Here is a 24,411-nt window from a genome sequence, read left to right on the forward strand (position 1 = left end):
GACTCTTGAACTCTCTGACGATGGGCATTGTGGCGCATGTCGACGCCGGTAAGACCAGCCTGACCGAGCGGCTGCTGTACGCCGCCGGGGTCATCGACCGGGTCGGCCGGGTCGACGACGGGAACACCCAGACCGACTCGATGGACCTCGAGCGGAAACGTGGCATCACGATCCGCTCGGCGGTGGTGTCGTTCGCGCTCGGCGACCTGCCGGTCAACCTGATCGACACCCCGGGGCACTCCGACTTCATCGCCGAGGTCGAGCGGGCCCTGTCGGTGCTCGACGGCGCGGTGCTGGTGATCTCCGCGGTCGAAGGCGTGCAGCCGCAGACGCGGCTGCTGATGCGCACGCTGGACCGGCTGCGTATCCCGACGCTGCTGTTCGTGAACAAGATCGACCGCGTCGGTGCGCGGTACGACGAGCTGCTGGCCGATATCAAGCGCTTGCTGACACCGGCCGCTGTGCCGATGGTCGGAGTCATGGACCTCGGGACGCGGTCCGCCCGCCTGACGGCCGTCGACGACGAGCCGCTGGCGGAGATGCTTGCCGAGCGCAACGATGACTTCCTCGAGCGGTACCTGTCCGGCGGCGCGCTGGACCTCGCCGGCGAGCTCCGGCGCCAGGTCGCCGAGGCGTGGGTGCATCCGGTGTACTTCGGCTCCGCGATGACCGGCGTCGGCGTACCCGAGGTGATCGAGGGCATCCGGTCATGGTTGCCCCGGGCCACCGGATCGACGAAGGATCCGTTGCAGGCAAGGGTTTTCAAGGTCGATCGCGGCGCGGCAGGGCAGAAGATCGCGCTGGCCCGGATGTTCGCGGGCACCTTGACGGCACGCTCGTACGTCGACGTACACCCGGTGGACGGAGCGGAGTACCAGGCTCGTCCGAGCGCGATCGAGGTGTCAGGCCGTCCCGTTGACAGGGCCGAGGCCGGTCAGATCGTGGCGTTGCGCGGGTTGAAGAGCATCCGGATCGGCGATCAGCTCGGTGTGCGTACCAAGCAGGTCGGACGGTTGTTCGCGCCGCCGACGCTGGAGACCGTGGTGAGCGCGCGGGACCGGGTCAAGCTGTTCCAGGCATTGACGCAACTCGCCGAGCAGGACCCGCTGATCCGGGTCCGCAAGGCCGACGACATCACGGTCAGCCTGTACGGCGAGGTGCAGAAGGAGGTCATCGCGTCGTTGCTCGAAACGGAGTACGGCGTCGAGGTCACGTTCAGCGAGACGACGCCGATCCACGTCGAACGGCTCGACGGCGAGGGCGACGCGGTCCGCGAGATGATGGCGCCGGGCAACTTGTGGCTGGCCGGCGTCGGATTCCGTGTCGCACCGATTGCCGAGGGCATCGAGTACAACCTGATGGTCGAGCTCGGCGGGCTGCCGCGCGCGTTCCATACCGCGATCGAGGAGACTGTACGCCTGACGCTCCATCAAGGCCTGTACGGCTGGGAGGTCCCGGACATCCGGGTCGACCTCACGCATACGGCCTACGACAGCGTCGGCACGACGGCCGGTGACTTCCGGCGGCTGGTGCCGCTCGTCCTGCTGGAGGCGATCGCCCGAGCCGGTACGACGGTCCTCGAGCCGGTCAACCACTTCGAGCTCGACGTTCCGGCCGACACGGTGTCACGCGTTCTCGCCCACGTCGCCGAACATCGCGGTCTCGTCTCACAGACCGCCCTGACCGAGACGCAGGCCCACCTGGAGGGCACGATCCCGGCGGCGACCACCCATCCGTTCGAGAGTCTGCTGCCGGCCCTGAGCCACGGCGAAGGCCTCCTCGCCACCACGTTCCACACCTATCAACCGGTCTCCGGCCCGGCTCCCACCCGTCCGCGGACCGACGGCAACCCCCTCAATCAGAAGGAGTACGTGCTCAACCTCAATCGAAGCTCTTGAGGATCGTGTGGATCTCGGCGACGGTTTGCGCACGGTCGGGCCAGTGGGCGGTGATGCAGAGAAGTTCACGCAGGTGCAGGAGCGGCATCCGCGCACGCCAGCCCTCGGCCAGCGGGTGCATCTCCTCGTACGCCGAGAAGAAGGCGTCCGACAGGTTGCCGTAGACGAGCAGCGTGGCCAGGTCGGCTTCGGGCCAGCCGTAGTTGACGGCGGGATCGATCATGCCGGGCTGCCCGTCGGGGCCGGGCAGGAGGTTGCCGTGCCAGAGGTCACCGTGCAGGAGCGACGGCGGCTGGTCCGGGACCAGTTCCGGCAGGCGACCGGCAAGGCGTTCCAGCCGGTGGCGATCGGCCGACGGTAGCTGCCCGGAGCAGTTGGGCTCCTCGAGGTACCGGAGTAGACGCTGCTCCGCGAAGAACGCGTGACCGTCGGACGTCCACGGGTTCCGCTGCGGAAGCGTGCCCAGGTAGTTGTCCCGGTGGTACCCGAACTTGTCCGCCGTCTGCCGATGCTGCAGCGCCAACGCCCGCCCGGCATCCTCCAAGTACGTCGGCGACGCTGCCGCCGTACCGAGGTCAGCCAGGACGATGAACGACGACGTGACCCGGAGCACCTCCGGTACAGCGAATCCGCCCGGGACCCGCAGCGCGTCGAGGCCGTCGGCTTCGAGCGGATACAGGTCGGGCGGCAGGTCATCCTGGGTCTTCACGACCACCGTCCGGCCCAGCGACGTACGCACGCGGTAGGTCTTGCTGGCGTAGCCGCCCTCCAGCGGATCGGCTGCGATCGGGTCGCCCAGGGACAGGCCCTCGAGCCAGGCGGGAGTCAGCACCTGGACGATCCTGGCACGGGTGCCGCGGTCGGATACCCTTGGGCGCGTTATGGCGGCACCTAACTTGGTCAATATGGAAGCTGTTTCCAAAGGCTTCGGCACCCGGACGTTGCTCGACTCGGTCACCCTCGGGATCGGGCGCGGAGAACGGGCCGGCGTGGTCGGGCGGAACGGCGACGGCAAATCGACGCTTCTACAGGTCCTGGCGAGGCGTGAGGAGCCCGACAGCGGCCGGATCACGCACAACCGCGACCTGCGGCTCGGGTACCTCGGGCAGAGCGACGACCTCGACCCCGGGCAGACCGTGCTGCACGCGGTGCTCGGCGACGTCGAGACCTACACCTGGGCCGCCGATCCACGCGCACGCTCGGTGATGGAGCACTTGCTCGGCGAGGTCGACCACCAGGCGCTCGTCGGCAGCCTGAGCGGTGGCGAGCGCCGCCGGGCGTCGCTCGCGAGGCTGTTGCTGACCGAGGTCGACCTGCTCGTCCTCGACGAGCCCACCAACCACCTCGACATCGAGGCCGTCAGCTGGCTCGCCGAGCACGTCGTCGACCGAGCCGGCGCCCTCATCGTCGTCACCCACGACCGCTGGTTCCTGGACGCGGTCTGCACGGTCACCTGGGAGGTGCAAGGCGGCCAGGTCTCGTCGTACGACGGTGGGTACGCCGCCTACGTACTCGCCAAGGCCGAGCGGGCCCGGTCTGCGCAGGTCACCGAGACCAAGCGGCAGAACCTCCTGAAGAAGGAGCTCGCCTGGCTGCGCCGTGGTGCGCCGGCGCGATCCACCAAGCCGAAGTTCCGGATCGACGCGGCGAACGCCCTGATCGAGAACGAGCCGCCGCCACGCGACAAGCTCGCGCTGTCGCAGCTGGCGACGGCCCGGCTCGGCAAGGACGTGTTCGACGTCGAGGACGTCGGCCTGAGCTTCGGCGACCGGGTGATGCTCAACCACGTCACGTTCCGCCTCGGCCCGGCCGACCGGATCGGGCTGCTCGGCCCGAACGGCGCCGGCAAGACGACGTTCCTCAAGGTCCTCACCGGTCAGCTCGCCCCGGACCGCGGCGTGGTCAAGCAGGGCAAGACGGTCCGCGTCGCGAACCTGTCCCAGACCCTCGACGAGGTCGACGGCGCGGCGACCGTGCTCGAGCACATCACCGCGATCCGCCGTACGGCGGCGCTTGCGGGTCGAGGTGGTGAGCTGACGTCCTCGCAGCTGCTCGAGCGCTTCGGGTTCACCGGGGACAAGCTGACGACGCGGATCTCGGACCTGTCCGGTGGCGAGCGGCGGCGGCTCCAACTGCTGCGCATCCTGCTCGACGAGCCGAACGTGCTGATCCTCGACGAGCCGACCAACGACCTGGACGTCGAGACGCTCACCGTGCTGGAGGATTTCCTCGACAGCTGGCCGGGCGTCGTCGTCACGGTCACCCACGACCGGTACTTCCTCGAACGCGTGAGCGACATGGTTTACGCGATCATGGGTGACGGCCAGGTGCGGCATCTGCCGCGCGGTGTCGATCAGTATCTCGAGGAACTCGAGGCCGGAATTCCACGCCGGGCGCCGTCAAATGCGTTGACACCGGCCGCGGAGATGTCCAGCAATTTGTCCGTTGACCCGGCAGCGACGCGGGCGGCGAAGAAAGAGCTGAACCGGATCGAGCGGCAGCTCGCCAAACTCACCGAGACCGAGGCGAAGCTGCACGACCAGCTGGCCGCCAGCGCGAGCGACTACGAGCGACTGGCCGAGCTGGACACCGAGCTGCGCAAACTCGCCGACGAGCGGACCGAGCTCGAGACCGCCTGGTTCGAAGCCGCCGAACTGGCTGAGTAGACGCTGCCGAACTGGCTGAGTAGACCCCTGCGGAGCCGGCGGATCGACGCTGCGGAGCTGGCGGATAGACGCGGTCGAGCTGGCGCAGTAACGCCGCAGAGGCGCGGGTTGAGCCGCGGCGCCCCTCCGATCCCCTGTGATTCGGAGGGGGCGCCGGGCTCTGGGTGAGCGGGCCCCGTGCCGGCCGGCGTTGTTCGGGCCCCGAGCCCCGGACACCGCGCGGCCACTTTCGGCGGACCACCTCTTGCCGCCGAAGTCACCGTGATCTGACGTTTTGTAGTCGGTCAGCCACCGACGGTGATGACCCTAGTGCGGGCGCTCACTCAGTGTCGACAGTCGTCGGCTACAGCAATCTCTCGATCTCGTTGCAACTAGCAACGATCGTGGCCGGGCAGAAGTGACGGGTCGTCTTTTCGGATTATTCCGGCACAATTCTCCGGCGCGTTTGTGCGCCTATTGTCAGTGCTTTTCGAGATCGAACGGGCGGACCAGTTCGCGCAGTACGCGGGCGATCTTCTGCTGGTCGCGCTCGCTGAGCGATCCCAGCAGTGCGCGCTCGTGGGTGAGCAGGTCGGCCATCGCCGCGTCGACCGCGTCGCGTCCGGCGGTGGTCAACTGGACCAGCACGCCGCGGCGATCCGAGGGGTCCGGCAGTCGCTCGACCAAGCCGCGCGCGGCGAGCCTGTCGACCCGGTTCGTCATCGTGCCGGAGGTGACCAGGGTTTCCTTGAGCAGCTTGCCGGGGGAGAGTTGGTACGGCGCACCGGCCCGGCGCAGGGCCGCGAGTACGTCGAACTCCCACGACTCGAGGCCGTGGGTGTCGAACGCTTGACTGCGGGCGCGATCCAGGTGCCGCGCGAGCCGGCTGACCCGGGACAGCACCTCCATCGGCGCCACGTCGAGGTCGGGCCGCTCCCGGCGCCAGGCCTCGATCAGCCGATCGACCTCGTCCTCCATGGTTCGAGACTACCCATCAAGACTCTTGACATCAAGACAAGTCGCAGGACTAGAGTATCTCGATGTCAAGATAAATCGTGGAGAGAGGTGCAGACCGATGCGGACGTCACCGGTGTGGAGTCCAGTGCAGTACGGCACGTACGCCGACGAGCGGGCCCGTCCGTTCCGGGACCTGGTCGAGCGGGTGCGGGCGACCGACGTACGGACGGTCGTTGATCTCGGCTGCGGTCCGGGCGCGCTGACCGCGACGCTGCGCGAGGTCTGGCCGGAGGCTGTCATCCGTGGCATCGACAGCTCACCGCAGATGCTCGAGGCGGCGGCGGAGTACGCGGACGACCACCTGAGCTTCGAACTGGGTGACGTTCGCGAATGGGCCGCCGAGCCGGGATCGCTCGACGTGATCGTCACCAACGCGACGCTGCAGTGGGTCCCGGAGCAGGTCGACCTGCTGCCCGGGTTCGTGCGTGCGTTGCGTCCGGGCGGGTGGCTGGCGATCCAGATCCCGGGGAACGGGAACGCGCCGTCGCACGCGATCCTCCGTGAGCTCGCGGAGACCGAGCCGTACGCCGAGTACGCGAAGGACGCGTCGCTGCGTCCGGACGTGCCCGGGCCGGCGGAGTACGTCGACGTGCTCAGCGCGGAGGGCTGCGTGGTGGATGCGTGGGAGACGACGTACTTCCACGTGCTGGCGGGCGACAACGCCGTACTGGAATGGGTGAAGGGGACCGGTGCGCGACCGGTGCTGCAGTCGTTGCCGGATGACCTTCGCAAGCAGTTCGAGGCCGAGTACGGCGCTCGGTTGGCGGAGGCCTATCCGCAGAAGCCGTACGGGACTGTGCTGCCGTTCCGCCGGATCTTCGCGGTTGCCCAGAAGCTGGCGCAGAAGGAGAGTTGAGCATGCGGCTCGATCATGTGCAGGTGTCGTGCCCGCCCGGAGGTGAGGACGTGGCGCGGGCGTTCTACGGCGAGGCGCTCGGGATGACCGAGGTCGAGAAGCCGGAGTTGCTCAAACCGCGTGGCGGATGCTGGTTCAAGGCCGGTGACGCAGAGATCCATGTCGGGGTGGAGGCGGGGTTCACTCCGGCGAAGAAGGCGCATCCGGCGTTGGCTGTCGACGACCTGGACGGCTTGGCGGCGAAGCTCGCCAACCTCGGGTATCCGGTCACCTGGGACAACGAGACGATCCCGGGCCGTCGGCGGTTTCACACCGCCGACGGCCACGGGAACCGAATCGAGGTTGTCTGACGAGCGGCTCGCCCGGCCCCCTCAAGCCGGGCGAGCCGCTGGCTCATTCGGTCGCGAGGGCACCGGCCGGAGCGACCTTCGCGGCCCGCCGGGCGGGCAGGACCGAGGCGAGCAGACCGGCGACCGCGGCGACTGCGGCGATGATGATCAGCAGCGTCCCCGGTACGGCGTACTCGACGCCGCCGTCGACGGTCTGGCCGCCCATCAGCGCGCTCGTCCCGGTCCAGCCGTAGACCAGGCCGAGCACGATCCCGAGGCCTGCCGCGACCAGTGCCATCAGCAACGATTCGACCGCGAGCATCCTGCGCAGCTGGCGGCGGGACAGGCCCATCGCGCGGAGCAGCGCGTTCTCCCGCGTCCGCTCGAGTACGGACAGGCTGAGCGTGTTGCCCACGCCAACCAGTGCGATCAGCACCGAGACCCCGAGCAGACCGACCCCGACGATCAGCAGTACGTCGAAGACCTTCGTATAGCTGGTCCGCTCGGCGAGGCCGCCCGTGACAGAGAGGTCCTTCACGGTCGGGAGCGACTGATCCACGGCGTCGAGCACGTCCGAGCCGTCCGCCTTCGGGTCCGAGGCCAGCCAGAACCCGGTCAGCGGCGCGGTCGGCGCCAGCTTGGCGAGATCGGACGAGCTCACGGTGATCGGATCGAGCCCGGTCGCCTGCTGGGCCGTGACGGCCAGCTTGTGCTGTCCGGACACGATCGTCAGCGGCGATCCGTTCTCGAGCTTCAGCATGATCATCGTTGACCGGTCCAACAACGCCGTACCCGGTTTGAGCTTCGCGGCCGCCTCCGGGTTGTGGATGACGGAGCCCGCCTTCGCCGGGTCGATGCCCGTCACCTGGACCTCTTGGCCGCCGGACTTCACCAGCACCTGGCTGACCGGGACCACCTGCGTGATGCCTTTGATGTTGCGGAGCTGCTGCTCGGCGTTGGCCGGCATCTTCTCCTTGTACGTCGTCACCATCAGGTCGACCGGGTACTGGCCGTCCATCGACACGTCGAACGTCTTCCGCACCGAGGCGATCCCGACGCAGGTCAGGCTGATCAATGTCACGCCGATGAGCAGCGCGGACGTCGTGGCCGCCGTACGCTTCGGGTTCCGGACCGCGTTCGCGACCGCGATCCTCGCGGGTACGCCACCGCTCCGAGCGGGCACTGCGCCGATCACTCGGATCAGCGCTGGCACGAGCAGCGACCCGACCGCGAGGATGCCGAGGAACGAGATCGCACCGCCCGCGACGCCGACCAGGACCTGGTGTGATGCCGCTCCGGCCGCCAGCAGCAGGCCACCGCCGACAAGGAGCAGGAAACCCACGATCAGACGCAGTACGCCGCCCTTGGACGCGGCCGCCGGAGCAGTTTCAGGTCGCAGTGCTGCGAGCGGCGCCACCTTGGTCGCCCGACGAGCCGGTACGACGGCAGCAATCAGGGTCGCCACGGTTCCGAGCAGCAGCGGCAGGAACACCGACGACAGGTCCAGGTGCAGCGGCACCGGTGGGATGCCCCAGTCGAACTCGCGGGACAGAGCCAGACCCAGCGCGGAAAGCGCGACACCGAAGACGACACCGACCGTCGACGCGATCACGCCGACCACGCTCGCCTCGGCGATCACGGACGAGAACACCTGCCGCCGGGACGCGCCGACACACCGCAGCAGCGCCATCTCGCGGGTGCGCTGGGCGATCACGATCGTGAACGTGTTACCGATCACCAGACACGCCACGAACAGCGCGATCACGGCGAACATCCCGAACACACCGCCGAGGACGTCGATGCCGTTGGTGTAGCTCTTCACCTCGTGTGCGATGAATCCCGTTCCGGTGAAGGTCTCCAAACCCTTGGAAACAACGGGTCCCGCGGCGTCGGCCAGCTGCTGCTGCGTGACGCCGGGCTTGGCGGCGATCGCGACCCCGCGGACGAAGGCGCCCGGTTCGAACATCTTCACGGCGGCTGGAGTCGCGACCGCGGACGCCGTACCGACGTACTTCGAGTCATCGAGGAGCCCGACGACCGTGACGTTCCAGGACTTGTCCTCGTACGAGCTGATCCGCAGGGTCTGGCCGACGGTGACCTTGTGCTTGGCCGCGGTGCGGGCCGGCAGCGCGATCTCGTTCGATGTGGTTGGCAACCGTCCCGAGGAGGTGCCGGGACCGGCGATGCGCGTGGTGTCGTAGAGCGCGTCGATCGGGAGCGTGGTCGGCCGGACCAGGTCCGGGTACGACACCTGCATGTATGCGGTTGTCAGCGTGACGACCGATGCGGCCTGCGGCAGCTTCTGCACGCTGGCGATGTCGGCGGGTGAGATCGACGCCTGGCTCGGGTAGACGACGGCGTCGACACCCTTGTACTGCGCGCCGATCGTCTCGTCGACACCGTGCGACGCGGACGAGTGCACGATCATCGCCAGCGAACCGAAACCGACCCCGAGAACGATCGCCAGACAGGCGGCGACCAGGCGACCCACGTGGGCGCGCAGCGAGGAGAGGATGGAACGTCGCACGTCAGGCTCCCAGCTGGCGCAGGGCGTCGAGGACGCTCTCCGGGGTCGGCTGCCGCAGCTCGCCCGCAAGCTTGCCATCGGCAAGCATCACGACGCGGTCGGCGTACGACGCGGCCAGCGGGTCGTGGGTGACCATCACCACGGTCTGGCCGAACTCGCGGACCGAACGGCGCAGAAAGCCGAGCACCTCGGCGCCGGACCGCGAGTCCAGGTTGCCGGTCGGCTCGTCGGCGAACACGACCTCCGGCCGGCCGACGAGGGCCCGCGCGACCGCGACCCGCTGCTGCTGACCGCCGGACAGCTCCGACGGCCGGTGCGTGAGCCGGTCCTTGAGACCGAGTACGTCAATCAGCGTGTCGAGCCACTGCTGATCGGGCTTGCGGTTGCCGAGCTCGAGCGGCAGCAGAATGTTGTCCTTGGCCGTCAGCATCGGGAGCAGGTTGAACGACTGGAACACGAAGCCGACCCGGTCCCGGCGGATCTTGGTCAGCTCCGAGTCGGGCAGTTGGGTCAGCTCGGTCTCGCCGAGCAGGACCTGACCGCCGGTCGGCGTGTCGAGCCCCGCCAGGCAGTGCATCAGCGTCGACTTGCCGGACCCGGACGGGCCCATGATCGCGGTGAACTGGCCGACACCGAAGTCGACCGAGACACCGTCGAGAGCGGCGACCGCGGTATCGCCCTGTCCGTACACCTTGCGCAGCTCGTGCGCCCGGATCGCGGTCCGCGGTTCCCCGTCCTGCGGCAACCGCCCGGCCGCAAGCTCTCCGGTCTGCAAGCTCATGTCACTCCTTGGTTCAACTCCGATGTTGTCCAAGAAGTTAGTGATCCGGGGGCCCGGTTACGTCGGACCAGAGTGGGGACTACGGGTCCTACCTGGGTATTACTTGGTGGGTCTGACCAGACCCGTTTCGTACCCCAGGACGACTAGGGCGACCCGGTCGCGCAGGCCGGTCTTGGCCAGGATGCGGCCGATGTGCGTCTTGACCGTTGCCTCGGACAACGTGAAGAGCTTGGCGATCTCGGTGTTCGACAGGCCGCGGGCGACCTCGACCAGGACCTCTCGCTCGCGGGCCGTCAGATCGGCCAGGTCGGGGCGCTCGGTCTCGGTGTCGGGCAGTGCCCCGGCGAAGTGCTCGAGCAGGCGCTTCGTCGTACTGGGGGAGACGACTGCGTCTCCGGAGTGCACCTGGCGGATCGCCGACAGCAGGTCGGCCGGCGGGGTGTTCTTGAGCAGGAATCCGGCCGCGCCGGCCTTGATCGCGGAGAACGCGTACTCGTCCAGGTCGAACGTGGTCAGCACTATCACTTTCGGTGCGTCCGGCAACGACTGGAGCCGGCGGGTCGCCTCGACCCCGTCCAGCCGCGGCATCCGGACATCCATCAGTACGACGTCGCACGCCGTGACCTGGATCTTCTCGACCGCCTCACCACCGTCACCCGCCTGGCCGACCACCCGCATATCGGGCTGGGAGTCCACGAGCATCGTGAAACCTGCTCTGACGAGCTCCTGATCGTCCACGAGGAACACCCGGATCACGTCGTCCATTACTCTCCACTCGGCAAGTTGTAGGGCAGTTTGGCGATCACCTCGTAACCGCCGCCCGCCTTCGGTCCGGCGCTCACCGTACCGCCCGAGACCGAGGCGCGCTGCCGCATCCCGACCAGGCCGTGGCCCGGGTCGGAGCTCGGCGCGACGCCGGCACCACGGCCGTCATCGGTGACCACCACGGTCAGCATCTCGTGCCCGAAGTCCAACGAGACGGAGGTACGCGCTCCCGGCCCGGCGTGTTTCAGCGTGTTGGTCAGACCCTCCTGCACGATCCGGTACGCCGTGAGTCCCAGCAGCGCGGGCAGATCGCGCGGCCGGCCGGTGACGTCGTACGTGACGTTCAGCCCGGCCTCGCGGACGTTGTCGATCAGCTCCGGCAGGCTGGACACGCCCGGCTGCGGGCGCGGCTGGTTCGGGTCGAGCTCGTTCTGCTCGTCCTGCTTGAGCAGGCCGAGCATCTTGCGCATCTCGGTCAGGCTCGCGCGGCCGGTGTCGCCGATGGTGGCCAGCGCCTTCTTCGCCGCCTCGGGCGACTGGTCCGCGGCGTACAGTCCGCCGTCGGCCTGGACGATCATGATCGACAGGCCGTGCGCGACCACGTCGTGGATCTCGCGGGCGATCCGGGTCCGTTCGTTGCTCACGGCCAGCTTCGACTCGCGGTCGCGGTCCCGTTCGAGCTGTGCGGCGCGCTCCTCGAGCTGAGCGACGTACAGACCACGGGTACGGCGGCGGTCGCCGAAGGCCCAGACGCCGAAGACGACCGCGGCGAGGCCGACCATCGTGGTGATCTGCTGCTTCCAGTCCGAGTTCGACCAGTACCGCGAGACCGCCATCAGCACGCCGAGGCCGCCGATGCCGAGGGCGATCCGGCTCAGCCGCACGTCGCCGTACACGGCGATCGCGTAGAGCGCGACGAGCAGACCGACGTTGCCGGCCTGCAACTGGATGCCGAACAGCCATTGCACGACGGCCACCGAGCAGACCGCGAAGAAGGTCAGCTCGGGGTGGGTGCGGCGCCAGATCAGCGGGACCAGCATGCCGAACGCGAGGATGCCGCCCCAGTGCACCTGGGCCAGCGACAGGAAGCCGAAGGTCATGCAGAGCCCGCCGGCCAGCAGCAGGTCGAACGCCTTGCTCCGGGCAGGCAGCGGCCTCGCGGTCAGCATCCCCGTCATGCGAGCCAGGGTACGGGGCTGATTTTGCGCTGAGGTCATGCCACGGGCGGATTTCGCCGTACGACCGTGGGTTGTTACTTGTGCGGTCTGGTCGAGAGTGTGGGCTTGGCCTCGAGGCCGGACAGGCCGTTCCAGGCCAGGTTGACCAGGTGGGCGGCGACGTCGGGCTTCTTGGGTTTGCGGGCGTCGAGCCACCACTGACCGGTGAGCGCGACCATGCCGACCAGCATCTGGGCGTACATCGGCGCGTTCTTCGGGTCCAGGCCGCGGCGCTTGAACTCCTCGGCGAGGATGTGCTCGACCCGGGTCGCGACATCGCTCAGGATCGAGATGAACGAACCGGTCGACGACCCGACCGGCGAGTCGCGGACCAGGATCCGGAAACCGTCGGCGTTCTTCTCGATGTAGTCGAGCAGCGCGAGCGCGGCCTGCTCGACGAGCTCGTGCGCGCGGCCGGCCGTCAGCGCACCGGTGACGCCGTCCAGCAGGCTGCGGACCTCGCGGTCGACGACAACGGCGTACAGGCCCTCCTTGCCGCCGAAGTGTTCGTAGACGACCGGCTTGGAGACCTCGGCGCGGTGCGCGATCTCCTCGACCGAGGTGGCCTCGTACCCCTTCTGCGCGAACAGGCCGCGGGCAATCGTGATGAGTTGTTCGCGACGTTCGGCACTGGTCATCCGGATCCGGCCGGACCGCCGCGGTTTGGGTTCCGTCACGTCGTGATCACGTCAGCATCATGCCGCACTTCGGGTCGTGCCGTTGGGAGTTTTCAAGCAGCCTTGAGCGTACGGGGCGAAGAGTCCACACGTCGGGCCTCCAGCCGCTCCTTGACCGGCCACCGGACATCGGAGACCCAGCCGCGCTTCTCGAAGAACCAGATGCAGCGCGCCGACGTGTCGAGCTGACCCTTGAGTACGCCGTGCCGCGCGCAGGTCGGGTCGGAGTGGTGCAGGTTGTGCCATGACTCACCCTGGCTCAGGATCGCCAGCCACCACACGTTGCCGGACTTGTCCCGGCTCTTGAACGGCCGGTCGCCGATCGTGTGGCAGATCGAGTTGATCGACCAGGTGACGTGGTGCAGCAGCGCGATGCGGACCAGGCTGGCCCAGAAGAACGCGGTCAGCGCGCCGGAGATCGACCAGGACCAGAGGCCGCCGATGACCGCGGGCGCGAGGAGGGAGACCGCCACCAGGAGCGGGAACATGCGGGACACCCGCACGATGTCCTTGTCCTTCAGCAGGTCCGGTGCGTACTGGCGCTGCGGGGTCTGCTCGGTGTCGAACAGCCAGCCGACGTGAGCGTGGTAGAAGCCCTTGGTCAGCGCTCCGAGGGTGTTGCCGTACTTCCACGGGCTGTGCGGGTCGCCGTCGCGGTCGGAGAACTTGTGGTGCTTGCGGTGATCGGCCACCCAGCGGATCACCGGCCCCTCGATCGCCAGCGAGCCGGCGATGGCCAGCGCGTACTTCATCGGACGGTTCGGCTTGAACGACTTGTGCGTGAACAGCCGGTGGAAACCGATCGAGATCCCGTGCCCCGCGACCGTGTAGAACACCACGGCGAGCACGACGTCCCGCCAGCCGAGGAAACCACCCCACGCGATCGGCACCGCCGCCAGCACCGCCAGGAACGGAATGCCGATGAACAACGCCAGCGCGAGCTGCTCCCAGGCCTTCTTCTGCTCACCGCCGAGCGTCCCGGTGTTCACGTCCTCGACAGCCGGGGCGATACGGGTGGGCGCTTCCGGCGTGGCAACGGGTGGGGTCATAACTGTTTCATCCCTCTGGTCGGGGGTTCCTTACCTACGCCACCGTAACCTACGGCACCGTAGGTAAGGAACCCCTGGGCGTGTCATCCACCCCACTCATGGCAAACTATCCCGGCAACCACGATCCCCCGTGGGGTAATCGGCAGCCCGCGAGACTTTGAATCTCGAAGACCAGGATCGAAACCTGGCGGGGGAGCTTTTCCGTACTGCGCCAATCGCGGCTGGTGAGGTGGATGGGGTTGGCCCCCACGCGGTGCTACGCGCGACTCGTTCCTCGCCGTGCTACGCGCCGCTCCCACCCACCCGGCGCTTAGCGCGCCATTTACGCGCTTATCGCGCGTGACCGCACCCGTGGTGGAGCTGGTCCGCGGCGTGCGGGCTGGATGGGGTTGGCCCCCACGCGGTGCTACGCGCGCCTCCTTCGTCGCCGTGCTTCGGGTTCCCACCCCCGGGTATGAGCAAATGCACTCTCACGCCGCGATCCGCGCTCGTGCCGACGTACCGGAACCATCAGGCCCGGAAGGTCTGACCATCTGCGCGGCCGTTCCGGATCTGTTCGATTGACCACGCGCCGGCCGAATAGTCATCGATCGCGTACCCACCCTCGGCCAGGAGACGCTCAACAAGGTCACGCATCTCGGCCTGGTAGTCCCCGCGACCGGAAACACGAACCTCGACCCAGATCCCCGCGAGTTCATCCCTCACCTGCCACAAGGCGTCCAGCTCGGATGCGGAGAATGAGCCCTCGTCCGCCAACGCGTGGATCAGGTCCTGCACAGATTCGTAGCGGGTCAGACTGATCTCAAGCCGTCGATCGGCAACCCCGAACCATTCCAACCCTGCACGTTCGCCCACGCTATCGAGCAGGTAGATCAGCCGAGGAAGGTCCATTCGCGGGAACACCTGTACCGACCTCACGACAGACAGTGTCTCAGCCGCCTGGCGTCTGACCGTGGGTTGCCCCGTCCCGGTGGCCGCTCGATCGGGAGGTCACCCACGATACGCATCAAGAGCGCCAGAGGCGGCCCTACGGGATCGACAAGCCGACCCTTGACCTGCGCCGCGTTGACCTTGGTTGGCAGCTATCAGGCGGACGGGGCAGGTGTGGCGGTCGAGCAACGTGACGTCGCGTCTACAGCTCGCTTCGCCGTACGCGCCTCAGCCCTTGGATCCTCCACCCCAGGTCGAGCACGGCGACGACCAGCAGGACGATGCCCAGTACTGCCTTCCAGTCCGAGAACGAATCCGCCTTCTCGATCAACCAGATGCAGAAGGCTGCTGCGGCCCCAGCACGGCAGGCCATGATGACGACCTGCTGCCACAGCTGCCGCGACTCGGCCGTCATGAAATCATCCCTCTCTGCCCGTCATGATGCGGGCGATCGTAACCTCAGGCGCTCGACCGCACTGCCAAGCTGGCGGCTTGCTAACGGATTTGCTAACGGGACCCGTTGACGGCTGCAGACGGCTCCCACCCGCCCGGCGCTCAGCGCGCCATCTGGCGTCTATAGCGGGTGACCGCGGCGTGGTCTCGCCCAGTCGTGATTGTCGGGGAGCGGATCGGGCCAAAGGAGTTCGTGTCCATCTAGAGGGAGCGGCATACTTCGGGAGATGTCTGGTCGGTCGCATCGGGAGTGCTGCGAGAGCGCCGTCGTCGAGCTAGCTATCGGCGAGGTGTTCGACGTACCTCGACCGCTTCGATACCGAACGTGGACTGATGACCACGGTGTCGCATGGCGGAGACGCGGTCAGGGCGCCCTGACGCCGACTCAGGCCCGCAGACTGCTGGCCCGAACAGACGTCAAGGTGATGCACGTATACAACGGTGCCGTCCATGAGCACGTGGGCGCAGATCGCAGCGGACTGAGTGCGGAGGTCGAGCAGTACTGGGCCGGCCACGCAGACCCCATGGCCTCATTCGAAATCGGAGAGTTTCGCGACGATGGCCACCGCGTGATGGTCTTGATCGTCGAGGGCTGCTGATCCGGCCGGCGCACTGTTTCAGGGCAAGGCCACCGACACGTGACGCGACCTGACTTGGTGATCACCGAACAGGCGCGCAACCTGCCGATTCGATCTCGTCAATCGAAGGTCCGCGACGATGGGCGGCCATATATAACGTCCCGAACCCCGCGGAACTCAATCGGCACCTCGCTTTGCGCCCTCAGCGCCCTCAGCGCCGCCAGCGCCGTCTCCGGCGCCTTGGAGCTAAGGCTGATCCCCACGCCGGAGAAGTCATCGTTCGGCCCAGCCGAGCTTATGACGCCCTTATTGGCTTCCAGCAGGGACCTGGCGGCGGCCACCAGTTCGGCCCTGCTGTAGGTGGCCTTGCGAATGGCCACCGGCACCGGTTGACCCGCCACGAATCGCTGCAGATCAGCCGGGGGATCACCTTTCCAATAGACCACGACGGTCTTGTGGTCGCGGAGAATGCAAACGCTGCCCGCGTTGGTGTCGGGGTTCTCGGTGAGCCACTGCATCACTGCTTGAGCCGCGTCCTCTTCGGGCGTTGGCTCCACTTCCCCCGGGAGCGGGTCTTCAGGCTCCTTCGGAACCTTGACACCCGCCTCCGCGTGCGAGCTCGCGTCGCGATCACTCATGGACTCGGTTCCTTCCTTCCGTACGGACGGTTCGCTGCCTCCGCTAGCCCCTGTGATCCGCCAACAGATCCGCGACACATTCCCGCCAACTGATGTACGACAGGCTAGAGGCCTGAGTGACACCTGGGACACCCGCCAGGGCACGCACATGCCGACGACAAGTGCGCTGGTCCCACCAGGTTGTGAGCGGAGACGAACGCTTCAGGTTGACTGTAGGTGTGGACATGAATACAGAGCAGACAATGAAGCGCGAGCTGCTTGAGTGGCTCGACGCGCAGCGGACGCATGTCGTGGAACAAGTCATGGCGATGCCGGCCGAGGCTCGCCGCCACTCCCAGGTCCCCTCAGGCTGGACACCCCGAGGTGTCATCAGGCACCTGACGCTGGACGTCGAGCGCGTGTGGTTTCGAGCCGTCATGGCTGGCGAGCACGTGGATCTTCCCCAGGGGTACGACGGCTGGACCGCGCCCGACCTCCAAAGCGACGAGGAGCTTCTCGAGCAGTACGCCAATGAGTGCAGGCTGGCTAAGGCTGCTGTCGCCGAGTTGCCGCTGGACGCGCAGCCGGTCTGGTGGTTCGAGGACAGCGGCAACCCTCCGTACTCGTCCCTGCGAGAGGTCTTGTTGCACGTGATCGTCGAGACGGCCACTCACGCCGGACACCTTGACATCTGTCGTGAGCTGGTCGACGGCGGACAGCGCCTCGTCCTCGACGAGCCGACGACCTGAAGAGCACTCTCACGCCGCGATCCGTGCTTTTCGGATGTGCAGATCGCCGGCGGACAGCGACGCGGAAAGACGCATTGGGGTGCTTGGAGGCTCGCAGCGGATGGGGCTTCGTTAGCATCGGGCCGTGGTAGTGACGGCGTCTGGGGTGTTTCGGCGGACCGCGATTGAGCGGGCGGATCAACGGGTTTCCTGGGAGCGGACGGATCGGGCGTTCTTTTCGAGTGGTGCGTGCCATGTGCTGGCCTGGGTGTGCAGGGATTTCTATCCTGAGCAGGGGATCGGCTTGGCGGCCTTGTACTTGGGTGACTTCGAGCATCCGCTTCACGTGTATGCGAGGTGGAGCGCGTGGGCGTTCGATGCGTCGGGTTGGAACCTTGAGTCCGAACTCCTGCAGGTCAACAGCGAGTTCGAAGGTCTCCCCGTCCGTGAGGTGGAGACGATCAGCAGTGACCTTCGGGAGTTCTGCGAAAAGCACGTGCATCGACAACCGCATCAGTACTGGGCAGATCCGACAGAACGCGCACGCGCCTATGTAGCTCGATACGACCCGCCCTGGCTCTAGGCGCTTCGCCCGCAGGCTTCAGGTGGACCGGGGGTTCTACTCGGTCGCGTCGCTGTCCGGCCAGACGGGCTCGTGGTCGAATCCGTGTTGGGCGAGGCAGTAGTTGGCTGACCATCGCACCTCGGCGTCGGGGTCGTGCGCGGCCCGCTCCAGCGTTCCGCGGACGGCCTCGCCGGGGTGGTCGGTCAGACACATGACCGCCGAGTCTCGAGCTTCGGGGACCGGGTCTTCGACTGCCATCTGGAGAATCGCGGGCAGCGTTCGCGGGTCGTTGCGCCAACGCGCGGAGATGCGAATGACGCTCTCGTGACGGACTCGCCAGTCCGCATGGCTCAATCCTTGGCGCAGCTCTTCCCACGTGTGCAGGGCCTGCGCCGTGGCCGTCGCAGACGACCAGAGCAACTGATCTTTCACGAACCGCGGGTCGTCGTCCTCGATGATCGGAATGACGAACGGTCCACTACGGAATTCGTCAGGCCCATCCGGATCCAGTTCGTCCACACGCCCAGTTGAATCGATGCTCCATCAATCTGGCAACCGAGATCTGCCGTGCAGATCGGGGAACCGCACACGCGTGCGCCTCGCCCGATCAAGGCTTTTGCGTCGACCTGGTGAGCATGACCATGACCAGGCCGAGTGGGCCGAGGACGCCGTACATCGGGTGGTAGATGCCCTTCGCCTTCGCCAGGTACTCCGCAGCGTCGGCCCACCTGCACTGACAGAAGACGATGGATGCGAGACCCGTCAAACCAATCGGCCACCGAAGCCAACCGTGCATGGCTCCGGCGAACGCAACGAGCGCAGCCACACCGACCGTCGTCGCAGATGCCACCGCGAGCGCACGCCAGAACTTCCGCATGATCGCCGCACGTGGAGGGAAGATCTGCGACTCGGATGACATGCCCGCATCGTAGATGCGCTTATGGGCCGCTCCCATCCCCGGCGCTTGGCGCGCCACGTTGGGGCTCGGCGCGCGATGAGAATCACGCTATGGGCGGCCCGGTGGTCCTCTTGACGGTGCAGTTTTGCGGGGTCGTCGAGGACCAGTTTGGGTGAGACGCGTCCGGAGGATCCCGGTTTCGGGCATAGTGCTTTGGGCGTGCAACCGGATCCTCTTGTCGGGACTCGTGTGGGGAAAGGGTTCGAGCTGGGGAGTGGTGATGGCTGACGGCGACACGGTGCGCGAGCTGTACGAGGGGTGCTACCGGCGCCTGGTCGGGCAACTGTTCGCGATCTGCGGGAACCTGGGCGAGGCCGAGGACGCCGTACAGGAGGCATTCGTCCGGGCGGTCGAGAAACCCCGGCGGTTCGAGCAGCTCGAGAACCCGGAGGCGTGGCTGCGGGCGGTCGCGTTGAACGCCGTACGACGGAGGTACCGTCGCGCGACCCGGTTCCACGGGTTGCTCTCGCGTGCAGGTGTTCCCGAGACCACGGTGACCGGGATGTCCGCGGATCGAGTCGCCTTGGTCGAGGCGCTGCGACAGCTCCCCTTCGAGCAGCGCGAGGCGATCGTGCTGCACCACATCGTCGACCTGCCGGTGCGTGAGATCGCCGTACAGCTGCGGGTTCCGGAAGGCACGGTCAAGGCGCGCCTCGCTCGAGGCAGAGTCCGCCTGGCTCCGCTGGTCCACGAGTTCGCCGACGACGCCGAGGAGGTTAACCATGTCTGAGTTGAAGGAACTGTCCTGGGACGTGCAGGAGACGGTTCAGCCGTTGCCCTTCGAGGCTCTGGAGCGCCGTGGTATCCGCCGCCGGCACCGTCGGCAGGCGCTCGCCGGGGCCGGAGTCGTCGCGGCGGTGACGATCGCAGTACTGGCCGCCGTCCTACCGCTCGGGAACCTGACCGGCACCGAGAAACCGTCAGCCGGCCAGACCTCCATCCCGGTCGACCAGGCGGCGGAGAAGGTGATCCACGACAAGAAGGCGGCCATGTTCGGCGTCGCGTTCGCCACACCGACGCGGTGGGCCGCGGTGTGGGCGTTACCGCAGCCGGGATCCACCTGGAAGTCCGCCGCGGTTCTGAGCCGCGACGGGGTGCGGGCCACCGCGCCGGTGCGTAAGAACGACTACTCCGTGGTGCAGGCCGGGGACGAGGTGCTGGCCCTGTCGATGCCGACGAGCATGAAGGGGAGTGATCCGACCTGGGCGCAGTCCGTCATGGTCCGCCTGACGGATCAGGGCCGGATCGAGAAGAAGCTGCACTGGGCTCCACCGACCACCGAGTTCGGAGCCGACGACGTTCTGCTGGCGTCCGGCACCCTCCGAGCTCTGAATCTGGAGACCGGCACCCTCCGCGAGGTGAAGATTCCCGGGATCGACAACGCCCTCGAACCCCAACGCGACACGACCGGACGGTGGTGGGTGGTCGCCGCCAGGAACAGCGGCGTCGGAAACATCTACTGGACCGATGACCACGGCAAGACCTGGGGCCACTCCGTCATCAGCCAGGGCCGAATGGGCGGCGACCTCGGAGTCAGTCCGGACGGCCGCACCCTCGTGGTGATCCCGGGCCGCAAGCCCGCCCGGACGGACGACGGTGATGAGGTGCCGCTGCGGTTGTCCACCGACCGGGGCGAACACTGGACCACAGTGGCCACCCGGAACGCGCCGTACCTACAGTCTCCCGTTGCCTTCGACAACGGGACGGGCCTCGCGCTCTACCAGCGGGGGAAGGATCGCGAACTCCTCCGACCCGGCGCCGGCAAGCCGTTCACACCGCCGACCGACCTGGGCAACCTGATCGCGGTAGGCGACTTCGTCTACGGTATGCAGTACAACGGCAACCACGCCATCACCAGCACCAACCACGGCAGAACCTGGAAGTACGTCGACCCTCGCTAGCCGGCGCGTACTGCGGCAGCCCAGCGGCCCGCCGGGCCCGAGATGGTCTGCGTGGTTCCCGTCTGGTGATGAACTACCGCTCCGGTGATGAACTGCCGCGCGTTCGATCCCCCTCTCGGCGATGCCGTCGGACGCGCGGCAGTTCAATTACGCTAAGCGAGCTGTTCCACGTCGTCCATCGGATGCGGCGTAGGGGCAGACAACTGACTCCCTACAGATCGCCACGTAACGTGACGATCGTTCTGTCCGATGTACTGGCGGGGAGGACTTCGAGATGACGCCACGGCCACCGCCATCACTGGACGACGCGAGCGCCGGGTACTTCCTGGACGCGGCCGCCGAGTTGATCGACGCGATGTTCGACCACGCTATCCGGGAACGGCCACGTCGGCTCCGTGGCATCCACTTTCCGGCCGCGCTCGAGTGGATGCGCGTCAGTGATGTTGTCGGTCTCGCGCAGAAACGCCACGGTGACGGAGCGAGCGAGAAGGCCTTCCGCAACCGGTGGCCCGATCGCAACACGTTCGTCAAGGCGGCGATCATCCACACGATGCTGTACCGCGATGCGCCCGAGGCCAATCCGTCGCTCCATGTGGCGAAACTGCCGGCCAGCGCCGGAGCTGCCAGTGTGGCGGACTCCGTGATCGGGCTCTGCGATGGGCTGCTGGAGGCGCTGCAGGCCCGGCCGCGCTCCTACCTGTTGCACCACATCGGACCTCTGCTCGACCAATACCCCGATCTGAGAACGGCGATCATCGAGGACATCGTCCGCACCCGAGAACCGTGGTTCGAGGGGTACGCCAGGTTCCTCGAGGCGCTGCAGCTCAAGCTCAGGCCCGGGTGGACGATCGAGCGAGTAGGCCTGGCGCTGCAGGCCATGCTGGACGGGTTCCTGTTCCGATCTCGCATTGAGTCCGAGGAGATGAACGAAGCCAGGTCGGCCGAAGCAAGCTTGTTCGCGGAGACGGTGATCGCCTTCGTCCTCGGCGTACTCGACCTGGACGATTCACGTGAGTCGACCCACGCGATCCTCGACCAGGCTGCACGAGCCGAGTGATCGCCTACCTCTGAGGCTGAAAGGTCTGACGGTCAAGGTCCCGTCGCACGCCTGGTTGTTGCTACGGTCCCGTCGCATGGCGCGGGTCTTGGTGACGGGGATGTCGGGGGTTGGGAAGACGACTGTGCTTGAGGAGTTGGGGCGGCGGGGATGGCTGATCGTCGACACTGACTATGACGGGTGGGTGTTGGCTGACGGTCGCTGGGATGAGCGCCGGATGGATCAGCTACTCGCCGATGAGCCAGATGTTGTTGTTTCGGGAACGGTCGAGAATCAGGGGCGGTTTTACGATCGGTTCGAGCAGGTGGTGTTGATCAGCGCGCCGGTTGAGATGCTGATCGAGCGGGTCAGTACGCGGACCAACAATCCGTATGGCAGGAGTGCTGAGGAGCAGGCTGAGATTGCGGCGTACGTCGAGACTGTGGAACCTTTGCTCCGGAGTGGGGCGACGGTGGAGTTGGATGGGCGGAGGCCGGTGGGGGAGCTGGCCGACGCGATTGAGCGACTTCAGCGATAGTGGTCGGCGGCCTGCTGGATCGCGTTGCGGCGGTCGTGCCAGAGCGGATCGTCGTCGATCAGTTCGCGGATGATGTCGGCGTGGCCGGCGTGCTGGGCTGTTTCGTTGACCATCCGGATCAGGAGGACGCCCAGGGTCGTGTCCTGGCCGCCCTCGGCCCAATGCGCTACGTGGGCTGGGCTGTCCAGGTTCAGCTCGTTGACGGTGGTGTCTGAATGAGCGCAGGCCTGCTGGTACGTGTGAACGACGTACTCGCTCGTCTCATCCGGCGTGGCCCACATGTCGATCTCGGTGGACGGGTCGTCGCGGAACCACGACGGGCGCTCGATCGGCGGGCGACCGAGTGACTCCCCGAGGTAGCCGTACTCCATGCCGGCCAGATGCTTCACCAGCCCGAGCAGATTCGTACCGCTTGGAGTCAGCGGACGCCGCCGGTTGTACTCCGACAGCCCGTCCAACTTCCCGAGCATCACAGCCCGACTGCCCTGGAGGGTTTTCAGCAGCTCATCCTTCATGCCGCACCTCGACCAACAGTTTGGTCAGCAACTGACCGAGCTCTAGTGGGAAGATGGTTTCTCTTGTGGTGAGGAGCTCCTGGGCCCGCCACCAGTGGAAGCCGAGGATGGTGCGGGCTTCGTAGGCGCTGAGGTTTGCCGGCTTGGGCGTGAAGTGTTCGACTCGGTGCAGGAGCCATTCTTCGTGTACGTCGAAGGCTTGGCCGTTGAACTCGTAGCGGTGATCGCGGCGCCAGACCGGCGTACCGGCTGGGAGATCCGTCAAGCTGGTCTCCTCGTAGGCCTCGCGTGCTGCGGCCGCTTGCAGGGACTCGCCTGGCTCGACCCCGCCGCCGACCGGGTACCAGCATTCGGCGTGTGACTGCGGGTCCTTGGCTTGGATGAGGAGTACCCGGTCGTCGGCGTCGAGGAGGATCAGCTTCACCGCTAGCCTCGGCATGACGTGACTTTAGATCTGCTGGGGCCCACAGGCGCTGGCGTCGGTTGCACGTATGCGGCGTGCTGTTTCACGCCAGGAAGCCGCGGATGTGGTTGGACCAGAGCTCGGGTTTTTCGAAGTGGGACATGTGGGCTGTGTTGGGGATGACGATGAGGTCGCTGGGGACCGCGGTGTGGAGGCGGTGGGCTAGTTGGACGGGGAAGCCCATGTCGTACTCGCCGTGGAGGATGAGGATGGGCTTGTTGAAGGTGCGGAGGATGTTTTCGGGGTCGCCGTGGAACCACGGGTGCGTCAGACCTTTGATTGCGCGTTCCTCGGACCAGTCGCCTAGGTCGGTGCCGAGGGAGTTGAGGAGCTTGAGGTACGCCGGGGCGAGGTCCAGGTCCCAGACGAAGAGTGTGGAGTTGCGCAAGGCACCATGAGCTTGGTTCTCGACGCGTTGCCGGCGGTGGTATTCGTCCCAGTTCGCTAGATACGGGGCGTTGTCCGCGGACGGGTACGCCGACGTGGAGGCGAGCACCAACCGGCGTACCTGCTCGGGATGCTTGTCGACGAAGCCGATCGCGGCGCGTCCGCCCGTGGAGAAGCCGAGGAGATCGACCTGGCCGAGATTGAGTCGCTCGATCAGGCGATGGGTGTCGCGTACGACGTACTCCGGTTGCAGCTCGTCGTCGGACAGGCCGCGGCTGCTCCGCCCGCAACCGCGGAAGTCGAACAGTACGACGTGGTGATCGCGGGCCAGCGGCTCGAACCCGGGCAGGAGGTACCCGTGGCCGACGTCCGGGCCGCCGTGCATCACCACCAGCGAAGGTTTCTCGCTGCGCTGCCCAAGCTCGCGCACGAACAGCGTCACGTCGCCGGCATCCACGAACGAATCACGCATGCACCCGAGGATGTCAGGCCCCTCCGACATACTTGGCCGATGCGGGAGCTGGAGAAGGCGACGTGGACGGAGGCCGACTTCGAGGTGATGGGCTGGCACGACTGCCGCGTGCACGCCGTGAGCATCGGTGTAGCCGAGGACGGCTTCCCGTGGAACCGGGTGCTGCTCGATCTCGACTACATCGTGGAATGGGTGAAGCCCGACGCGGGCCGTTTCAGCTTCTGGATCACGCCCGCGACGCTCGTGTTCGACGAGGCGTGGGACGTCACCGGCGAGCTCGACCCGATGAACAACCTCCTCGAGATCGCTGACCTCCACCGCCTCGACCCGCCCGACGACAAGCCGGATCCGTTGTGGCACGTCGAAGGCCAGAACTTCGACCTCCGCCTGCGCGCGCCGGCGTACACGCAGTACCTCCGCAAACCCCCGATCCACAGCCCCGCAGCGCAATACCTGACCCAATCCGAACGCGGCGGCCCGAGCTTCGCCGAACAACCCTTCACCTGAGG

At 67.0% G+C, this 24,411-nt stretch carries 27 protein-coding genes and 1 tRNA gene; 12 read left to right on the plus strand and 16 right to left on the minus strand.

What is annotated here, in order from left to right:
- Positions 1–20: 20 nt before the first annotated feature.
- Positions 21–1,898, plus strand: coding sequence for an elongation factor G (locus EV653_RS30985; RefSeq protein WP_134108033.1), 1,878 nt, complete (start codon positions 21–23; stop codon positions 1,896–1,898).
- Here the strand turns inward: EV653_RS30985 and EV653_RS30990 are convergent.
- Positions 1,882–2,730, minus strand: coding sequence for a fructosamine kinase family protein (locus tag EV653_RS30990; protein WP_166679629.1), 849 nt, complete (start codon positions 2,728–2,730; stop codon positions 1,882–1,884). The two genes, EV653_RS30985 and EV653_RS30990, sit on opposite strands and share 17 nt — an antisense overlap.
- Before the next feature lie 73 nt (positions 2,731–2,803).
- On the opposite strand from EV653_RS30990, the gene EV653_RS30995 reads away from it, so the two are divergent.
- The gene (locus EV653_RS30995; protein ID WP_370358936.1) at positions 2,804–4,564 is read left to right on the plus strand and encodes an ABC-F family ATP-binding cassette domain-containing protein; all 1,761 of its coding nucleotides are present in this window, start codon (positions 2,804–2,806) and stop codon (positions 4,562–4,564) included.
- A gap of 459 nt (positions 4,565–5,023) precedes the next feature.
- On the opposite strand, the gene EV653_RS31000 is transcribed toward EV653_RS30995, so the two are convergent.
- Complete coding sequence (locus EV653_RS31000; protein ID WP_130440594.1) at positions 5,024–5,521, minus strand: MarR family winged helix-turn-helix transcriptional regulator; 498 nt, start codon at positions 5,519–5,521, stop codon at positions 5,024–5,026.
- 97 nt (positions 5,522–5,618) lie between these two features.
- Between EV653_RS31000 and EV653_RS31005 the strand changes: the two genes are divergently transcribed.
- Together EV653_RS31005 and EV653_RS31010 are read left to right on the plus strand one after the other, a co-directional pair.
- The gene (locus EV653_RS31005; RefSeq protein WP_134108040.1) at positions 5,619–6,416 is read left to right on the plus strand and encodes a methyltransferase domain-containing protein; all 798 of its coding nucleotides are present in this window, start codon (positions 5,619–5,621) and stop codon (positions 6,414–6,416) included.
- 2 nt (positions 6,417–6,418) lie between these two features.
- A complete protein-coding gene (locus EV653_RS31010; protein ID WP_134108042.1) occupies positions 6,419–6,766 on the plus strand; it encodes a VOC family protein in 348 nt (115 codons plus the stop codon).
- A 43-nt stretch (positions 6,767–6,809) separates the two neighbouring features.
- On the opposite strand, the gene EV653_RS31015 is transcribed toward EV653_RS31010, so the two are convergent.
- The 6 genes from EV653_RS31015 to EV653_RS31040 form a co-directional block, all read right to left on the minus strand.
- On the minus strand, positions 6,810–9,272 hold the full coding sequence (locus EV653_RS31015) for an ABC transporter permease (protein WP_134108044.1): 2,463 nt from the start codon (positions 9,270–9,272) through the stop codon (positions 6,810–6,812).
- 1 nt (position 9,273) lies between these two features.
- Positions 9,274–10,053 (minus strand): ABC transporter ATP-binding protein, encoded by a 780-nt coding sequence (locus EV653_RS31020; protein ID WP_134108046.1) that lies wholly within the window; start codon positions 10,051–10,053, stop codon positions 9,274–9,276.
- 99 nt (positions 10,054–10,152) lie between these two features.
- Positions 10,153–10,818, minus strand: coding sequence for a response regulator transcription factor (locus EV653_RS31025; RefSeq protein WP_134108048.1), 666 nt, complete (start codon positions 10,816–10,818; stop codon positions 10,153–10,155).
- Positions 10,818–11,996: a sensor histidine kinase gene (locus EV653_RS31030; RefSeq protein WP_238160550.1), complete on the minus strand. Its 1,179-nt coding sequence runs from the start codon at positions 11,994–11,996 to the stop codon at positions 10,818–10,820. The genes EV653_RS31025 and EV653_RS31030 overlap by 1 nt, the downstream gene beginning before the upstream one ends.
- 74 nt (positions 11,997–12,070) lie before the next feature.
- Entirely contained in the window at positions 12,071–12,712 is a 642-nt protein-coding gene (locus EV653_RS31035; protein ID WP_134108052.1) for a TetR/AcrR family transcriptional regulator, read from the minus strand.
- Between the two features lie 53 nt (positions 12,713–12,765).
- Positions 12,766–13,761 carry an acyl-CoA desaturase gene (locus EV653_RS31040; protein ID WP_134108054.1) on the minus strand — a complete coding sequence of 332 codons (996 nt, stop codon included), beginning with the start codon at positions 13,759–13,761 and terminating at the stop codon, positions 12,766–12,768.
- A gap of 124 nt (positions 13,762–13,885) precedes the next feature.
- Here EV653_RS31040 and EV653_RS41395 point away from each other — a divergent pair.
- A tRNA-Gln gene (locus EV653_RS41395) sits at positions 13,886–13,957 on the plus strand.
- 314 nt (positions 13,958–14,271) lie between these two features.
- Here the strand turns inward: EV653_RS41395 and EV653_RS31045 are convergent.
- The 3 genes from EV653_RS31045 to EV653_RS31055 form a co-directional block, all read right to left on the minus strand.
- Positions 14,272–14,652: a hypothetical protein gene (locus EV653_RS31045; RefSeq protein ID WP_134108056.1), complete on the minus strand. Its 381-nt coding sequence runs from the start codon at positions 14,650–14,652 to the stop codon at positions 14,272–14,274.
- 241 nt (positions 14,653–14,893) lie between these two features.
- Positions 14,894–15,106, minus strand: coding sequence for a hypothetical protein (locus EV653_RS31050; RefSeq protein WP_134108058.1), 213 nt, complete (start codon positions 15,104–15,106; stop codon positions 14,894–14,896).
- Positions 15,107–15,841: 735 nt separating this feature from the next.
- Positions 15,842–16,360 (minus strand): hypothetical protein, encoded by a 519-nt coding sequence (locus EV653_RS31055; RefSeq protein WP_134108060.1) that lies wholly within the window; start codon positions 16,358–16,360, stop codon positions 15,842–15,844.
- A gap of 224 nt (positions 16,361–16,584) precedes the next feature.
- Between EV653_RS31055 and EV653_RS31060 the strand changes: the two genes are divergently transcribed.
- Together EV653_RS31060 and EV653_RS31065 are read left to right on the plus strand one after the other, a co-directional pair.
- Positions 16,585–17,088 (plus strand): DinB family protein, encoded by a 504-nt coding sequence (locus EV653_RS31060; RefSeq protein ID WP_134108062.1) that lies wholly within the window; start codon positions 16,585–16,587, stop codon positions 17,086–17,088.
- 124 nt (positions 17,089–17,212) lie between these two features.
- Entirely contained in the window at positions 17,213–17,650 is a 438-nt protein-coding gene (locus EV653_RS31065; protein ID WP_134108064.1) for a hypothetical protein, read from the plus strand.
- A gap of 36 nt (positions 17,651–17,686) precedes the next feature.
- Here the strand turns inward: EV653_RS31065 and EV653_RS31070 are convergent, their stop codons facing one another.
- Both EV653_RS31070 and EV653_RS31075 read right to left on the minus strand, forming a co-directional pair.
- Positions 17,687–18,151: a HEAT repeat domain-containing protein gene (locus EV653_RS31070; RefSeq protein ID WP_166679631.1), complete on the minus strand. Its 465-nt coding sequence runs from the start codon at positions 18,149–18,151 to the stop codon at positions 17,687–17,689.
- An 88-nt stretch (positions 18,152–18,239) separates the two neighbouring features.
- A complete protein-coding gene (locus EV653_RS31075) occupies positions 18,240–18,551 on the minus strand; it encodes a hypothetical protein (protein ID WP_134108068.1) in 312 nt (103 codons plus the stop codon).
- Between the two features lie 259 nt (positions 18,552–18,810).
- Here EV653_RS31075 and EV653_RS31080 point away from each other — a divergent pair, with 259 nt between their 5' ends.
- The 4 genes from EV653_RS31080 to EV653_RS31095 all read left to right on the plus strand — a co-directional run bounded on the left by EV653_RS31080 (position 18,811) and on the right by EV653_RS31095 (position 22,065).
- Positions 18,811–19,320, plus strand: a complete 510-nt coding sequence (locus tag EV653_RS31080) for an RNA polymerase sigma factor (protein ID WP_134108071.1) — start codon at positions 18,811–18,813, stop codon at positions 19,318–19,320.
- Positions 19,313–20,491, plus strand: coding sequence for a hypothetical protein (locus EV653_RS31085; RefSeq protein WP_134108073.1), 1,179 nt, complete (start codon positions 19,313–19,315; stop codon positions 20,489–20,491). Before EV653_RS31080 ends, EV653_RS31085 begins: the two co-directional genes overlap by 8 nt.
- A 274-nt stretch (positions 20,492–20,765) precedes the next feature.
- Positions 20,766–21,548: a hypothetical protein gene (locus EV653_RS31090; protein WP_134108075.1), complete on the plus strand. Its 783-nt coding sequence runs from the start codon at positions 20,766–20,768 to the stop codon at positions 21,546–21,548.
- A gap of 76 nt (positions 21,549–21,624) precedes the next feature.
- A complete protein-coding gene (locus EV653_RS31095; protein ID WP_134108077.1) occupies positions 21,625–22,065 on the plus strand; it encodes an AAA family ATPase in 441 nt (146 codons plus the stop codon).
- On the opposite strand, the gene EV653_RS31100 is transcribed toward EV653_RS31095, so the two are convergent.
- The 3 genes from EV653_RS31100 to EV653_RS31110 form a co-directional block, all read right to left on the minus strand.
- The gene (locus tag EV653_RS31100) at positions 22,056–22,580 is read right to left on the minus strand and encodes a DinB family protein (RefSeq protein ID WP_134108079.1); all 525 of its coding nucleotides are present in this window, start codon (positions 22,578–22,580) and stop codon (positions 22,056–22,058) included. The genes EV653_RS31095 and EV653_RS31100 overlap by 10 nt on opposite strands.
- Positions 22,570–23,019 (minus strand): NUDIX domain-containing protein, encoded by a 450-nt coding sequence (locus EV653_RS31105; RefSeq protein ID WP_134108081.1) that lies wholly within the window; start codon positions 23,017–23,019, stop codon positions 22,570–22,572. Before EV653_RS31105 ends, EV653_RS31100 begins: the two co-directional genes overlap by 11 nt.
- Positions 23,020–23,086: 67 nt before the next feature.
- Positions 23,087–23,902, minus strand: coding sequence for an alpha/beta fold hydrolase (locus EV653_RS31110; RefSeq protein WP_166679632.1), 816 nt, complete (start codon positions 23,900–23,902; stop codon positions 23,087–23,089).
- Between the two features lie 39 nt (positions 23,903–23,941).
- Here EV653_RS31110 and EV653_RS31115 point away from each other — a divergent pair, with 39 nt between their 5' ends.
- On the plus strand, positions 23,942–24,409 hold the full coding sequence (locus EV653_RS31115) for a hypothetical protein (RefSeq protein WP_134108085.1): 468 nt from the start codon (positions 23,942–23,944) through the stop codon (positions 24,407–24,409).
- The last annotated feature ends 2 nt before the right edge of the window (positions 24,410–24,411 follow it).

This window comes from Kribbella pratensis (assembly GCF_004365355.1).
GTDB lineage: Bacteria > Actinomycetota > Actinomycetes > Propionibacteriales > Kribbellaceae > Kribbella.

Bases quoted from the DNA above. Each gene is read 5' to 3' on its own strand.
- EV653_RS30985 (WP_134108033.1), top strand. From the start codon at position 21: ATGGGCATTGTGGCGCATGTCGACGCCGGTAAGACCAGCCTGACCGAG.
- EV653_RS30995 (WP_370358936.1), top strand. From the start codon at position 2,804: ATGGAAGCTGTTTCCAAAGGCTTCGGCACCCGGACGTTGCTCGACTCG.
- EV653_RS31000 (WP_130440594.1), bottom strand. From the start codon at position 5,521: ATGGAGGACGAGGTCGATCGGCTGATCGAGGCCTGGCGCCGGGAGCGG.
- EV653_RS31005 (WP_134108040.1), top strand. From the start codon at position 5,619: ATGCGGACGTCACCGGTGTGGAGTCCAGTGCAGTACGGCACGTACGCC.
- EV653_RS31010 (WP_134108042.1), top strand. From the start codon at position 6,419: ATGCGGCTCGATCATGTGCAGGTGTCGTGCCCGCCCGGAGGTGAGGAC.
- EV653_RS31020 (WP_134108046.1), bottom strand. From the start codon at position 10,053: ATGAGCTTGCAGACCGGAGAGCTTGCGGCCGGGCGGTTGCCGCAGGAC.
- EV653_RS31025 (WP_134108048.1), bottom strand. From the start codon at position 10,818: ATGGACGACGTGATCCGGGTGTTCCTCGTGGACGATCAGGAGCTCGTC.
- EV653_RS31030 (WP_238160550.1), bottom strand. From the start codon at position 11,996: ATGACGGGGATGCTGACCGCGAGGCCGCTGCCTGCCCGGAGCAAGGCG.
- EV653_RS31040 (WP_134108054.1), bottom strand. From the start codon at position 13,761: ATGACCCCACCCGTTGCCACGCCGGAAGCGCCCACCCGTATCGCCCCG.
- EV653_RS31045 (WP_134108056.1), bottom strand. From the start codon at position 14,652: ATGGACCTTCCTCGGCTGATCTACCTGCTCGATAGCGTGGGCGAACGT.
- EV653_RS31050 (WP_134108058.1), bottom strand. From the start codon at position 15,106: ATGACGGCCGAGTCGCGGCAGCTGTGGCAGCAGGTCGTCATCATGGCC.
- EV653_RS31055 (WP_134108060.1), bottom strand. From the start codon at position 16,360: ATGAGTGATCGCGACGCGAGCTCGCACGCGGAGGCGGGTGTCAAGGTT.
- EV653_RS31060 (WP_134108062.1), top strand. From the start codon at position 16,585: ATGAATACAGAGCAGACAATGAAGCGCGAGCTGCTTGAGTGGCTCGAC.
- EV653_RS31075 (WP_134108068.1), bottom strand. From the start codon at position 18,551: ATGTCATCCGAGTCGCAGATCTTCCCTCCACGTGCGGCGATCATGCGG.
- EV653_RS31080 (WP_134108071.1), top strand. From the start codon at position 18,811: ATGGCTGACGGCGACACGGTGCGCGAGCTGTACGAGGGGTGCTACCGG.
- EV653_RS31085 (WP_134108073.1), top strand. From the start codon at position 19,313: ATGTCTGAGTTGAAGGAACTGTCCTGGGACGTGCAGGAGACGGTTCAG.
- EV653_RS31090 (WP_134108075.1), top strand. From the start codon at position 20,766: ATGACGCCACGGCCACCGCCATCACTGGACGACGCGAGCGCCGGGTAC.
- EV653_RS31095 (WP_134108077.1), top strand. From the start codon at position 21,625: ATGGCGCGGGTCTTGGTGACGGGGATGTCGGGGGTTGGGAAGACGACT.
- EV653_RS31100 (WP_134108079.1), bottom strand. From the start codon at position 22,580: ATGAAGGATGAGCTGCTGAAAACCCTCCAGGGCAGTCGGGCTGTGATG.
- EV653_RS31105 (WP_134108081.1), bottom strand. From the start codon at position 23,019: ATGCCGAGGCTAGCGGTGAAGCTGATCCTCCTCGACGCCGACGACCGG.
- EV653_RS31110 (WP_166679632.1), bottom strand. From the start codon at position 23,902: ATGCGTGATTCGTTCGTGGATGCCGGCGACGTGACGCTGTTCGTGCGC.
- EV653_RS31115 (WP_134108085.1), top strand. From the start codon at position 23,942: ATGCGGGAGCTGGAGAAGGCGACGTGGACGGAGGCCGACTTCGAGGTG.